Consider the following 13,032-nt stretch of genomic DNA (forward strand, 5'->3'; position numbering starts at 1 on the left):
AAACCCAAAAGATGTCTATTTTTTCGCAAACAGAGGTGGGTTCTCTTCATCAAAACCCGTGGCTTCTTGATAAGCCCTGGCCACCGCTAAAATCGAGGCTTCATCATACAAGTTCCCAATAAACGAAATACTCGTTGGACTACCATTTTGGTTATAGCCATTTTTCATCACCACAGCCGGGTGCCCTGTGAGGTTGGTTGTCGAAAGCTGGTTATTCCCTGAACTCGGACTAATGATCACATCATAATCCTTCATCAGTTCATTTACTTTTTGCATCACTTCATAGCGCACACGATTGGCGTTGATGTAATCTACCGCAGTAATAAAACGCGCTTCGCGGAAGGAGTTTGGCCAAGCGCCTGAGTTCTGTCGAACCAAAAGGCTGTCTCGGTTTGAGCGTGTCAGTTCATCAAAAGCAGCAGCAGCCTCGGCCGAAAGAATGTTCAACATTCCTCCAAAAGGCAGGTCAGAAACCCACTCTACGGGCTTTAAATCTGCGCCCAATTTCGTCAACTCGTCCAGCACCTGCTGGTCATTTTTCTTCTGAGTTTCGTTTCGGGTATTGTCGAAATAAGACTTGAGGTAACCCACTCTTAGTTTCGATAAATCTACTTTTCCATTATAATTGAAAGGGGCATCTTGTACCGAAAGGTCAATTCCATCCGAGCCTCGAATTACCTCAAAAACCAAAGCGCAATCGAAGGCATTTCTGGCAATCGGGCCAATCTTATCCATGCTCCAGCTAAGCGCCATCGCACCCGCCTTACTCACTCTACCAAAAGTAGGTCGTAGGCCAGTTACCCCGTTTCGAGTAGAAGGTGAAACAATAGAACCCAAGGTTTCTGTACCCAAAGCAAAAGGTACCAAACCGGCCGAAGTAGCTGAAGCCGATCCCGCTGAAGATCCGCTCGCGCCTTGTTCTAAATTCCATGGGTTTTTGGTGGTTCCGCCATACCAAACATCGCCCATGGCCAAAGCACCTAAAGTAAGTTTAGCGACCAATACGGCTCCTGCATCGTCTAATTTTTTAATTACGGTGGCCAATTCATCACCACGGTCTTGGTCTTTATAAGGTGCAGCTCCCCAAGTCGTTTTATAACCCGGAACCGCAAGCAAATCTTTAGCACCATAAGGGATACCATGCAGCGGCCCCAAATAAGTGCCTTTTGCCAATAAATCATCCGCCTTTTTGGCCTGCGCTAAAGCGCGGTCTTTGGTAATGGTAATGACGGCCTCTAGGGTTCCTCCATGTTTTTCTAATCTGTCGAGGAAGAATTGGGTAAGCTCAACCGAACTAATTTTCTTGTTTTTAATCAGAGAGGAAAGCTGCGCTACGGTATAAAAAGCCAAGTCGTTTTTATCCTTTGGCATTTCTACCTTATTCGGCAAAAGCCATTCAATTTTCTTTTGTGCCGGAAAGTTCGTTTTCCCAATATTCGGGTTGAACAAAACGGCTGGTGGAGTGGCATTATCTAAGTGATATTCGTGCAGTTCGCGAACGTCTGCCAAACCCCTGTTCAGGTTAGGAAGTAGCTGTTCAATCTCATCATCAGTCAGTTGCAGGTCAATTATTTTTTGAGCCGATTGAACATCGGCCTTTTCGATCTTGATTTCTTGAGCTACTTTGTAGCCCATTACAAAACCAGAGGAAACCAATAGTACCACCAATAAAGCGGCAATCGGAATTCTGAATTTACGGGGATTTGGTTGTTTCATGGGTTTAATTTAAATGTTTTGCCGTCCTTTGCAGAACAATAACAAATCTAACAATCTGCTGAAGTTTTAAGTTATGAAAACGATAGAAACACAACAAGCTTTATTTCCTAACTGGATGCGCGGATTTCTACTGATCGCCTGTGTTTACAATATGTTTTGGGGCATTTTCATCGCTTGGTTTCCAGAAAGCTTTTACCACTGGGTAACCGAAAGCCAAAATGCCCAACCAGACATTATCATTTGGCAAGGAAGGGCCGTTTTGATTTTGGGCTTCGTTTATTTCGCTGCCGCACTTCATCCCGGAAGACTTTGGTACCTGGCTCTTGTTGGAGCACTCACGAAAATTGGTGGCGCCATATGGTTCTACGCTGTAATTTTGGAAGGGAAAGCTGGCGACCAAGGCTTATTCCACCTGATTATGAACGATGGAATTTGGGTTCCTTTTTTAATAGCAATTGCCATTAAAGGACTGGCCTATAAAAAGGCAAAGGCGAGTTAATTCTGTTTGTTCCATGTTCTCAATTATAACCTTCTAACGATTAAATTATGAAAGAGCGCTTTACCAGACTTTATGAATATAACATTTGGGCAAATAACCTGTTTGTCGATGTGCTCAAATCCAACGTTTATAAAAACGAGAAAATCACTACCCTTTTCCACCACATTGGGAATGCCCAACTCATTTGGCTCGACAGAATTACCCATGCTGAAGAGAATGTTCCAGGAGTTTGGACTGAAGGGAGTTTACCAGATGCGATTAAGCTCGTAAACCGAAGCAGCCAACGATGGCTAGATTTTATCTATTCTCAAGAAGAATATGAAGAGGTGATTAAGTACAAAAACTCAAAAGGCGAGGCTTACGAAAACCGAATTTCCGATATTCTAACCCATGTAGCAAATCACGGAACGCACCACAGAGGTCAATTAGCCACTTTGCTTCGCGAAGAAGAAATTACGCCACCAGTAAGCGACTTTATTTTTTACGTAAGGACTTGATCAAAAGAAGATCCACTTCTTCCTTTTGTAGATCGGAGTGCGCTTTGTATTGGTCATGGCTGTTCCACGTGAAGTACCAAAGCAGTAAGGTTTTTTGGCATTGGCCTTGAGCTGATTGATATTAATGCTGAAGAAAAAACTACCTGTATTGGGTTCGCTACTCAAAAGCGACCCTAAGCTTTGAGTGCCGAGCGTAAAAATGCCATAACGAGCGGCCAAGCCCAAATGAAAGGCCCCTTGTTGATTGATGTATAATGGAGCGTAAATGGCTTTCTTTTCATGTTCCCAACGGGGAGAAATGGTGAGGCTATGCTGGTAATTGAGTCGGTAGTCCGCTTTAGAAAAACTGGTTAAATCTACCCTAGCAAAAGCACCCACGTAATAATCGTTTCCAAAATTGTAATCATAACCAAGGTTAAGCGTTGTGGGTAAACTCATCGTGTATTCACCATTCAAAGAAGAAGTTTGAGCCACTGTAGAAAGACTATCTGCTACGCCTCTAAAGCTGTCAATCTCGCTAAAAAGAGTGTCCAAATTTGACGCAATAATGTTGCTCAATAAACCAGTGCTTTGTGTCGAAGCCGTTCCATATTGAAACTTCATCTTCCCAATATCGGTGATACTTGCACTCAGTTTAAATTCATAATCAATATCCCTATTTCGGTTGGTTCCGTTCTCATTTTTTGAGGTCTCCCAAAATGACACTCTTTCGTAAACGACACCAAAATCAAGTCCAAAACGGTTGCCAATTAAATCAGGCAAACGGTTTAATTTTTCGCTGCCATCAAATTGTTCAAAGCTGTTAAGGTTAGAAGAATAACCAAAAGCCAACTCAGCATTGTTTAAATTGGCAACACCTGTGTTATCGGTTGAATAACTAATTTCTTTAATGTCCAGAAAAGCACTTCCCCTTGGGTTGATCAGTTTAAAGGTGGCTCCGGCTTTCCAGCGATGAAAGCCGTCATCCTTTAAAATTTTAGCATAGGTAAGCCCATATTCTCTCCAAAATGCAGTCGCAAATTCTCCCGATTGAGCAGTCGCGTTCGTATTCAAAAACTGCGGTTGCGTGAACCTTCCCATTTGGGTAATAAACTCTGGGCTAAAATCGATAGCACTGCCGTGCGCCCGGATTCGATAAGTAAACCCTATGGATTCATTCCCCTTTAAGCTAACCATTCCCGAAATTCCTCCTAAGGCAATGTTTGAGTGTAAAAACCTTTGTCCGTCATTGAGGTACCGAACAAGACCACGACTGGTTTCAGTACTTTTTATGTAGGCTAAGTTATTGGTGAGGAAGTAATTCGCATTCACCAAACTGATGTCGTACTTGTAAGGCGAGCCGGCCAAGTTTGCTGGTTGAAACTGCGCCCCTATTATTCCAGAAAAATCTGAATGCACATAGCCATTAAAGCTTTGGCCCATAACAAGCTGTGCCGATAAAAAACTTACAACGAAAAGTAAAAATCGCAAAATAGAGGTGTACAATCGATGGAACATTGAAAGTACGGTAAAATCCCATAAATATTTTAGTCATCGGCAGATTTCCACAAAACCTTATAAATCAACTGACTGGCAATGCCTTTCTTTGCTTTAGCCAAATAAATTCTCAGCTCCTTTTTTTAAAAGGAATTAATCAAAATTCTATTTCCCTAAGTACTCGGATTACTTACCTTTATTGAATGAGTAAACCTGAAAAAACACTCTTCCTTCTGGATGCCATGGCATTGATTTATCGTGCCCACTTTGCCTTCAGTAAAAACCCAAGAATCAGTTCGAAAGGACTCAACACAGGAGCCGCTTTTGGTTTCACCAATAGCCTTTATGAGATCTTAGACAAAAAGAAACCTACTCATATAGCAGTGGCCTTCGATACGCATGCCCCAACTTTTAGACATGTCGACTATCCCTTATACAAGGCCAATCGTGATGCCCAGCCTGAAGATATTCGTATTGCTATTCCTTTGGTTAAAGACATCGTTCGGGCATTTAACATTCCTGTGTTGGAACTCGATGGCTACGAAGCCGATGATGTGATTGGCACTTTTGCCAAAAAAGCTTCAGCCGAAGGTTTTGAAGTTTTTATGATGACACCCGATAAAGATTTCGGTCAGTTGGTGGAAGAGCATGTGTACCTCTATAAGCCTGCATTTATGGGCAATGGGGTTGATATTATGGGGATTCCGGAAGTATTGGCCAAATGGGACATTGAAAGAATCGATCAGGTGGTGGACATGCTCGGTTTACAAGGTGATGCCGTAGATAACATCCCTGGAATCCCTGGTGTAGGGCCTAAAACTGCTGCTAAACTTTTGAAGGATTATGATACAGTAGAAGGCATCATTGCACATTCGCATGAGTTAAAAGGAAAGCTAAAAGAACGGGTTGAAGAGTTTGCTGCTCAAGGTTTACAATCGAAAGAATTGGCTAGAATTTGCATTACCGTGCCCATTGACTTTGATTCCTCCACCATGGAGTACAAAGGCCCCGACAAAGAAAAACTGACTGAGATTTTTGAAGAGCTAGAGTTCCGTACCACTTTGAAACGGATTTTGGGAGAAACTCCTGCGGCTCCAACGGCATCAAAGCCAAAAGCAGTTACCAATTCTTCTCAAATGGGGCTTTTTGGCGATTCCACGCCAACACTTTCAAATGACCCTGAAGAAGCTGCCGCATCGGAAAAAAACACACTCGCCAACACCGAGCACGATTACCATTTAATCGACACACCTCAAAAGAGAAAGCGCTTGATCAAGTATTTGATGGTGCAAAAAGAGCTTTGCTTCGATACCGAAACCGATAATTTGGAGCCAATCGAAGCAAATATGGTTGGCCTGGCCTTTTCATACAAAAAAGGAGAAGCCTATTACGTGCCCACCCCGCAAGACCGTGAAGAAGCCCAAGCCATTATTGAGGAATTCAGACCGGTTTTTGAAAATGAAGCCATTCTGAAGATTGCGCAAAACGCGAAATACGATATTCAGATCTTGAAGAATTACCATGTTGAAGTAAAGGGACCAATCTTCGACACAATGATTGCCCATTATTTGATCGACCCAGACACGCGCCATAATATGGATGTGTTGGCCGAAAATTACCTCAATTATACGCCCGTTTCGATTACCGAACTCATCGGTAAAAAAGGAGTGAAGCAGGGCAACATGAAAGATGTTGACATCCATAAAGTAGCGGAATACGCGGGCGAAGATGCCGATATCACCTTCCAGCTAAAACAGGTTTTCGCGCCATTGATGGAAGAAAGCAAGGTGACCAAACTCTTTGACGAAGTGGAAATTCCTTTGGTCAACGTATTGGCCGACATTGAATACAATGGCGTAAAAATCGATGTCGATGCCTTGGCCGTGATGTCGAAAGAACTGGAAGAAGAAAGCCTAAAAGCCCAAACTCAAATCTTCGAATTGGCGGGGGTCGAGTTCAACATTGCATCGCCAAAACAGTTGGGCGAAATCCTTTTCGATCAGATGAAGCTGATTGAAAAACCGAAGAAAACTAAAACGGGTCAGTATGCTACGGGCGAAGATATTCTTTCGAAACTGGCAGTAGAGCATGACATTGCACGCATCATTTTGGAGTTCAGGGAGTACCAAAAACTGAAATCCACTTATGTGGATGCACTTCCAAAAATGATCAGTCCGATTGATGGTTTGGTGCACACCGATTACCGTCAGGCGGTAGCGGCTACGGGGCGTTTGAGTTCCAATAACCCAAACCTCCAAAACATTCCAATCAGGACTGAGAAAGGACGTGAAATCAGAAAAGCATTTATTCCTCGTTCCGAAGATCACATTCTTTTGGCTGCGGATTACTCGCAAATAGAACTGCGCATTGTAGCGGCTTTTGCGGAAGATGAAAGTATGATGGATGCCTTTAAAAATGGGCGAGATATTCACTCCACCACGGCCTCAAAAGTATTTGGCGTTCCCTTGGAAGAAGTGGATCGCGACATGCGAAGGAAAGCCAAAGAAGTAAACTTCGGTTTGATCTATGGCATTTCAGCTTTTGGTTTGGCACAAAACATTGGCATTTCCCGCACCGAAGCACAGCAGATTATCACGGCTTATTTCAATGAGTTTCCTGGCGTGAAAAAATACATGGATGCCCAAGTGAACAAAGCGCGCGAGTTCACTTATGTAGAAACCATTTTAGGCCGAAGAAGGTACTTGCGTGACATTCATTCTAAAAATATGGTAGGTAGAGGCCATGCAGAACGAAACGCCATTAATGCACCTATTCAGGGCAGTGCTGCGGACATGATTAAAGTGGCCATGATCAGCATTCACGATTGGATGAAGAAAGAAAAGCTTCAGTCAAAAATGATTATGCAAGTGCATGATGAACTCGTTTTCGATGTGTACAAACCAGAGCTTGAAATGATGAAAGAGCGCGTTCCAGCATTAATGAAATCGGCCATTGAACTTTCGATTCCTATGGAAGTGGAAGTGGGCGTGGGCGACAACTGGCTGAAAGCACATTAATAATTTAAGTCTGTTTATTTTACTCAACCCTCCAAAAGTTCAAGTTCACAGTTCAGATGTGTTTAATAAATTCTGAGCCTATCGAAGTATCAACTTTTGGAGGGTTTTTACCATATTTAAAACCACTATGGAATTACCGATCAGTTTAGCACAGCTTCGCGAAGCACACGAACGCATCAAGCCGTTCATTCATCGTACCCCGATTCTTACTTCGGAAAGTATCAATGCAATTGCCGGCTGCGAGGTGTATTTCAAGTGCGAGAACTTACAGAAGATTGGAGCGTTTAAAGCACGCGGTGGTTTAAACGCTGTGCTTTCTCTTTCTGAGGAACAAAGGGCGAAGGGTGTGGTAACGCATAGTTCGGGAAACCATGCACAGGCCATGGCCATGGCGGCCAAAACCTGCGGCATTCCCGCTTACATCGTAATGCCCAACACCGCCCCTGAAGTAAAGAAAAAAGCAGTGGCGGGCTATGGCGCAGAAATCACCTTTTGCGAACCCAACCAAGCGGCTCGTGAAGCAGCAGCCAATCAGATTATGGAGACAACCGGAGCTACTTATGTTTCTCCTTACAACGATAATAAAGTCATCGAAGGGCAGGGCACTGCGGCCATAGAGTTTATGGAAGACCAGCCTGATTTGGAAGTTTTGATGACGCCTGTGGGTGGGGGTGGCCTCTTGGCCGGAACCGCATTGGCGGCTCATTATTTAAAGCCCGATCTCAAGATTTATGCTGGCGAACCAGAGGGCGCCATGGACACTTTTCTCTCCATACAAAAGGGTGAAATTGTACCGAATACAACCACCAATACCATTGCCGATGGCCTTTTGGTGACTGTAGGCGATAAGAACTTTGCCATTATTCAGAAATTGGTGGATGGTATTTTAGTGGTGAATGACCAAGAAATTGCCCATGCCATGCGCTTGATTTGGGAGCGGATGAAAATTGTGGTGGAGCCTTCTGGGGCTGTGCCTTTTGCTGCCCTATTAAAGTACAAAGCCCAGTTTGCTGGCCAAAAAGTCGGTATCATTATCAGTGGTGGCAATGTAGATTTAGGGAAGTTGCCTTTCTAAACTACCATTAAGAAATAGCCTCCACCAACAACTGATAATAGATGGAGCTAATTGGAATCATCTCTTTACCGATGTTCAATTGATGTTTTTCTATTTTATTGATAAAGGCCTTATTGACCAAAAAGGAGCGGTGGGTCTTTAAAAAACCCTGCGGCAAAAGTGCGTTTTCAGCTTGTTGCATTGTCATTCGACTAAGAACTTGTTCGCTTTCCGTCACAAACTTTACATAGTTGCCTTCTGCCTTGGCGTATTTGATTTGCGCTATTTCAAGTCGTACATATTCATAGCCCGTTTTCAGAAAAAGGTGCTGATCGTTCTTTTGTTCCAGTCGATCGCTGGCCTTGTTTACCGCCTTTAAAAACCTCCCGAAATCGAAAGGTTTCAGCAGGTAATCCACGGTTTGAAAATCATAACTCTCTAGCGCATATTCCTGATAAGCAGTGGTAAAGATCACCAAAGGTGCTTTTGAAAGGCTTTTCAGAAAATCCATTCCAGAGATATCCGGCATTTTTACATCCAAAAAAAGCAAGTCAACCGAATTGGTTTTTAGGAACTCAAGGGCCTGATAGGCATTAGTAAAGCTCGCTTTCAATTCCAAAAACGGAATTTTATTGGCGTGGCTTTCGATAATGTCCAGCGCAATCGGTTCGTCATCTATGGCAATGGCTCTGATCATATCAAGGTGATTTTAATGTTGGCCTCAAAGCTGTCTTCCGTTTCATAAATTTGAAATAAGTGTTTTTCAGGATAAAGAATGCCCAAACGCTTTCTCACATTCTCCAGCCCAATTCCCGATTTTCCTTTTTCAGGATCTCCCCCATGTTTGTGAACGCTGTTTTGAACATTCAAATGCACCTCTTCCGCATTACAAGTTAATTTTATTTTTACCCAAGAGGGTTTCTGAAAACTCACTCCATGTTTAAAAGCATTTTCAACAAAAGGAATCAGCACCATGGGCGTAATTTCTCCTTGGCAACCTTCAGCTACATCTACTTCCAATTGAAAATGATCTTTTTGTGAAATTCGCAAAGTTTGAAGTTCGATGTAATTACGGAGGTAGTCAATTTCCTTCTGCAATGGAATTTTCTCAGCGTGGTTTTCGTGCAACATAAAACGCATCATCTCGCTGAGCTGCTGCACCGCATGGGCCGTTTTTGGGCTCTCCTCATTGAGCGCCAAACCATAGACCGTATTTAAGGAGTTAAACAGAAAGTGCGGGTTGATTTGAGATTTGAGCAGGGAGAGTTCGGACTCTGAGCTAGCTATTTGTAATTGAGTCCTTACCCCAGCCACATTAAATTTCCAAACCAGTATGGCAACTGTTCCTGATATAATGGCAAAAAATAGAAGCCTAAGAAATCCAGCTGGAACTGGGTCAAAGGAAGTAAGTAAGGAGGAGTCAAACCCAAAAGCGATGCCCCCTAAGACCATCACAAAAGAAACGACTCCAAAAATAGAGACAAACCCAAGAGATACTCTTTCAGATAAGTTGTTAAAAACCCATTTACCGCGCTCAACAATAGTGGAAAGAATGAGCGAACCAATGAAAGTAGAAACTAAAGCAGCAATTAAAAGATTGATAACGAGGAAAATAAAAGCTAAAGAAAACACATGAATTTGAATAACTACGAAGTAGATAATTAAAATTATAAGAAAATTTAAAAAGTAGTTTACCGTCCAAAACCTTAACCCAAAGGACTGTATACTTACGCCTATAGGCTTAGCGTTTTTAATCGTCAGTAATGAAAAAGTGATGGAAGAAAATAGTGCGCCTAACCCAATGATTGAGTAATAAAAGAATGGAGGTATAGCTTCAAAAGTTTGAGAATCATTCAGGGGACCTTTTAGTAAACTAAATTCAAAAAATGGATTTAAAAACTCATGAACCAATGCACACAATCCACCATAGACTATAGCATATAGTACAAACAGAAATGGCAAAAAGCGAACCCTAGCCTTTTCTATTGATTTTTTCGATATCGTACTTCCAAAGTAAAATAACGCGACTAACAATACCACCGATATCCCTTTAGCAAAAATGGAGTTCGTCAGTATAGACTTGGCTTCCTCTGAACTCTTCCCAACTTGAATAGCTTGGTCAATAATGTAGTCGCCTTGATTAATAAAAATCACAACGCCCACCATAACGGCAAAAAGAAAAAGGCCAATGACAATGCTCTCAATTATGTGTGTGTTTCTCATCTTTTTTTCTTCAATGATACCCTCTCATACACTCTTCAAAAAATAAATGTGACCAAAGCCCAAAACAATGTGACGGAATATAATCTATTCTTGCAAGCCAATAGATAATTAAGCATTTTGCTGTAAATATTAATACTATGAACACTCCTTTTCATTTGGCCTTTCCCGTAAAGGACATCGAATCTACCCGATCTTTCTTTGGCGACTTGCTGGGCTGCGAAATTGGCCGCTCTACGGAGAAATGGATCGACTTTAATTTCTTTGGTCATCAATTGAGTGCACACGTAAAGCCAGAAGAATTGGCCCAAGCGCATGCTAATATTGTAGATGGTAAAAATGTGCCTGTTCGCCATTTCGGAGCTATTTTGGAATGGAACCAATGGCACACATTAGCCGACAAGCTAAAAACCCACGGAACCGAATTTGTGATTGAACCTTACATTCGTTTCGAAGGCCAAGTAGGCGAACAAGCAACCATGTTCTTTCTCGACCCCAGCGGAAACGCTTTAGAATTCAAAGCCTTTAAAGACACAAGCCAAATTTTCGCCAAATGAGAAAACTCACTGGTTTACTTTCGGCAGCACTCATCTCCCTTTCAGTTTTCAGTCTTAAAGCACAAGACGACTTTCTCTTCAAACCCAAACAGGTTTTTGATGGAAAAGAAACGCATGCCAATTGGGTCGTAGCGGTAAAAGGCAACCGAATTACTTACGTTGGGGCAAAATACACGGGTCAAGCAAATGAGGTGATTGAGTTGAAAAACCAAACCCTATTGCCTGGCTTAATCGAAGGGCACTCGCATATTTTATTGCACCCTTATAATGAGGTGTCTTGGAACGATCAAGTGCTTAAAGAATCTATTGCCGAACGTTCCGCCAGGGCAGTTAATCACTTGGAGGCCTCGCTAATGGCTGGCATTACCACCATGCGCGATTTGGGTTCCGAAGGGGCGGGCTATGCCGATGTAGGCATGAAGCAGGCCGTAGAAAAAGGAGTCATTCCTGGACCACGGCTTTTGGTGGCAGGAAAAGCCATTGTGGCGACTGGCAGTTATGGTCCAAAGGGTTTTCATGAGGGAGTAGAAGTGCCACTCGGTGCCGAAACGGCCGATGGTTTTGATGACCTCATTCGGGTAACGCGTGATCAAATAGGGCATGGAGCCGATTTTATTAAAGTGTATGCCGATTACCGTTGGGGGCCAAACGGCACAGCCGAGGCTACTTTCACTATAACAGAGTTAAAAACCATTGTAGAAATTGCTGAGTCCAGCGGACGCTATGTAGTGGCACATGCTTCTTCAGAAGAAGGGATGCGCAGGGCGATTGATGCGGGTATAGAAACCATAGAACATGGCGATGGTGCCACTCCAGAAATTTTTAAAATGATGAAGGAAAAAGGTGTCGCCTTTTGCCCAACGCTAGCCGCTGGTGATGCCATTACACAATATGGCGGTTGGAAAAGGGGCGTTGACCCAGAGCCCGCCCGAATAGCAGCCAAAAGAAAAAGCTTTAAAATGGCCTTAGACTCAGGTGTAAAATTGGTTTTTGGTGGCGATGTTGGCGTTTTTCCACATGGCGAAAATGTTAGAGAGTTGGAGATGATGGTAGAGTACGGAATGAATACCGAGGCTGCTTTAATTTCTGCTACTTCGGCCAATGCTGAACAGTTTCACCTTGACCAACTTGGCCAAATCAAAGCTGGATTTCTAGCCGATATTATTGCCGTTCAAGGCGATCCATCCAAAGACATCGCCTCACTTAAAAAGGTGAGCTTGGTAATGAAAGATGGTAAAATTTATAAAAACGAAAATTGATGAAAAAGCTACTTTCTATTTTCTGCTTTCTGCTCATGGTGGCTTGTCAGGCACCACAAGAAAACAAACAAGTTGCACAGACAACTAAAGAGGTTTTCAAACCAGAGAACAAACCCACCAAAGAACTGAATGTAGCTTTTCTGGCCATCAACGGAGTGTATAATTCAGAGCTGATGGCACCTTTCGATATTTTTCAGCACACCATTTTTCATACAGAAAAAGGAATGAAGACTTTCATCGTCTCTCCCACCAAAGAAGTGATTACTACTTTTGAAGGTATTCGCATTTTACCCGATTACGATTTTGATGATGTACCGAATATTGACATCCTAGTGGTGCCCAGTGCAGAAAACAACATGGGGTCAGATTTGGAAGACGAACGCCTGATCAACTTTGTGAAGGAAAAAGGGGGGAACGCCATGTACATTATGTCCTTATGCGATGGTGCATTTATTCTGGCCAAAGCGGGTCTCTTAGATAAAGTAAAGTCTACCACTTTCCCCAGCGACATTGGCCAATTCAGACAGACTTTTCCTGAGTTAGATGTTTATGAAAACGTCAGCTTTGTGCACGATGGCAAAACCATTACCTCATCGGGTGGCGCCAAGTCTTACGACCCAGCATTATACTTAGTCGAATTTCTTTATGGTAAAAAAGCAGCCGATGGCGTAGCAGGTGGCTTGGTCATCGATTGGAATGTAGGCGAAATCAAATCCATTACCCCAGAGAAGTGAATG

Annotated in this window: 11 protein-coding genes; 7 read left to right on the top strand and 4 right to left on the bottom strand. The window is 42.9% G+C overall.

What is annotated here, in order from left to right; translation table 11 throughout:
- Positions 1-15 precede the first annotated feature (15 nt).
- Positions 16-1,716 carry an amidase gene (locus AWN68_RS02035; RefSeq protein ID WP_068410725.1) on the bottom strand — a complete coding sequence of 567 codons (1,701 nt, stop codon included), beginning with the start codon at positions 1,714-1,716 and terminating at the stop codon, positions 16-18.
- Positions 1,717-1,789: 73 nt separating this feature from the next.
- On the opposite strand from AWN68_RS02035, the gene AWN68_RS02040 reads away from it, so the two are divergent.
- Positions 1,790-2,215, top strand: coding sequence for a hypothetical protein (locus tag AWN68_RS02040; protein WP_157716035.1), 426 nt, complete (start codon positions 1,790-1,792; stop codon positions 2,213-2,215).
- A gap of 47 nt (positions 2,216-2,262) precedes the next feature.
- The gene (locus AWN68_RS02045) at positions 2,263-2,712 is read left to right on the top strand and encodes a DinB family protein (RefSeq protein WP_068410734.1); all 450 of its coding nucleotides are present in this window, start codon (positions 2,263-2,265) and stop codon (positions 2,710-2,712) included.
- On the opposite strand, the gene AWN68_RS02050 is transcribed toward AWN68_RS02045, so the two are convergent.
- Positions 2,713-4,209: a DUF5723 family protein gene (locus AWN68_RS02050; RefSeq protein ID WP_157716036.1), complete on the bottom strand. Its 1,497-nt coding sequence runs from the start codon at positions 4,207-4,209 to the stop codon at positions 2,713-2,715. It abuts the gene before it with no gap.
- A 182-nt stretch (positions 4,210-4,391) separates the two neighbouring features.
- Here AWN68_RS02050 and polA point away from each other — a divergent pair, with 182 nt between their 5' ends.
- Positions 4,392-7,205, top strand: coding sequence for a DNA polymerase I (gene polA, locus AWN68_RS02055; protein WP_068410738.1), 2,814 nt, complete (start codon positions 4,392-4,394; stop codon positions 7,203-7,205).
- A gap of 127 nt (positions 7,206-7,332) precedes the next feature.
- On the top strand, positions 7,333-8,280 hold the full coding sequence (locus AWN68_RS02060) for a pyridoxal-phosphate dependent enzyme (protein WP_068410739.1): 948 nt from the start codon (positions 7,333-7,335) through the stop codon (positions 8,278-8,280).
- 7 nt (positions 8,281-8,287) lie between these two features.
- Here the strand turns inward: AWN68_RS02060 and AWN68_RS02065 are convergent, their stop codons facing one another.
- Positions 8,288-8,956, bottom strand: a complete 669-nt coding sequence (locus tag AWN68_RS02065; RefSeq protein ID WP_068410742.1) for a LytR/AlgR family response regulator transcription factor — start codon at positions 8,954-8,956, stop codon at positions 8,288-8,290.
- Positions 8,953-10,482, bottom strand: coding sequence for a sensor histidine kinase (locus AWN68_RS02070; RefSeq protein ID WP_068410745.1), 1,530 nt, complete (start codon positions 10,480-10,482; stop codon positions 8,953-8,955). The genes AWN68_RS02065 and AWN68_RS02070 overlap by 4 nt, the downstream gene beginning before the upstream one ends.
- Positions 10,483-10,619: 137 nt before the next feature.
- Between AWN68_RS02070 and AWN68_RS02075 the strand changes: the two genes are divergently transcribed.
- From AWN68_RS02075 to AWN68_RS02085, 3 genes are read left to right on the top strand one after another with little or no spacing between them, the layout of a single operon-like run.
- Positions 10,620-11,036 carry a VOC family protein gene (locus AWN68_RS02075; protein WP_068410748.1) on the top strand — a complete coding sequence of 139 codons (417 nt, stop codon included), beginning with the start codon at positions 10,620-10,622 and terminating at the stop codon, positions 11,034-11,036.
- Positions 11,033-12,295 (top strand): metal-dependent hydrolase family protein, encoded by a 1,263-nt coding sequence (locus tag AWN68_RS02080; protein WP_068410751.1) that lies wholly within the window; start codon positions 11,033-11,035, stop codon positions 12,293-12,295. Before AWN68_RS02075 ends, AWN68_RS02080 begins: the two co-directional genes overlap by 4 nt.
- Complete coding sequence (locus tag AWN68_RS02085) at positions 12,295-13,029, top strand: DJ-1/PfpI family protein (protein ID WP_068410753.1); 735 nt, start codon at positions 12,295-12,297, stop codon at positions 13,027-13,029. The genes AWN68_RS02080 and AWN68_RS02085 overlap by 1 nt, the downstream gene beginning before the upstream one ends.
- Positions 13,030-13,032 lie beyond the last annotated feature (3 nt).

The sequence above is a fragment of the Roseivirga echinicomitans genome (assembly GCF_001592935.1).
In the GTDB taxonomy this organism is placed as follows: Bacteria; Bacteroidota; Bacteroidia; order Cytophagales; family Cyclobacteriaceae; genus Roseivirga; species Roseivirga echinicomitans.

Bases quoted from the DNA above. Each gene is read 5' to 3' on its own strand.
- polA (WP_068410738.1), top strand. From the start codon at position 4,392: ATGAGTAAACCTGAAAAAACACTCTTCCTTCTGGATGCCATGGCATTG.
- AWN68_RS02035 (WP_068410725.1), bottom strand. From the start codon at position 1,716: ATGAAACAACCAAATCCCCGTAAATTCAGAATTCCGATTGCCGCTTTA.
- AWN68_RS02045 (WP_068410734.1), top strand. From the start codon at position 2,263: ATGAAAGAGCGCTTTACCAGACTTTATGAATATAACATTTGGGCAAAT.
- AWN68_RS02085 (WP_068410753.1), top strand. From the start codon at position 12,295: ATGAAAAAGCTACTTTCTATTTTCTGCTTTCTGCTCATGGTGGCTTGT.
- AWN68_RS02060 (WP_068410739.1), top strand. From the start codon at position 7,333: ATGGAATTACCGATCAGTTTAGCACAGCTTCGCGAAGCACACGAACGC.
- AWN68_RS02050 (WP_157716036.1), bottom strand. From the start codon at position 4,209: ATGTTCCATCGATTGTACACCTCTATTTTGCGATTTTTACTTTTCGTT.
- AWN68_RS02075 (WP_068410748.1), top strand. From the start codon at position 10,620: ATGAACACTCCTTTTCATTTGGCCTTTCCCGTAAAGGACATCGAATCT.
- AWN68_RS02070 (WP_068410745.1), bottom strand. From the start codon at position 10,482: ATGAGAAACACACACATAATTGAGAGCATTGTCATTGGCCTTTTTCTT.
- AWN68_RS02040 (WP_157716035.1), top strand. From the start codon at position 1,790: ATGAAAACGATAGAAACACAACAAGCTTTATTTCCTAACTGGATGCGC.
- AWN68_RS02065 (WP_068410742.1), bottom strand. From the start codon at position 8,956: ATGATCAGAGCCATTGCCATAGATGACGAACCGATTGCGCTGGACATT.
- AWN68_RS02080 (WP_068410751.1), top strand. From the start codon at position 11,033: ATGAGAAAACTCACTGGTTTACTTTCGGCAGCACTCATCTCCCTTTCA.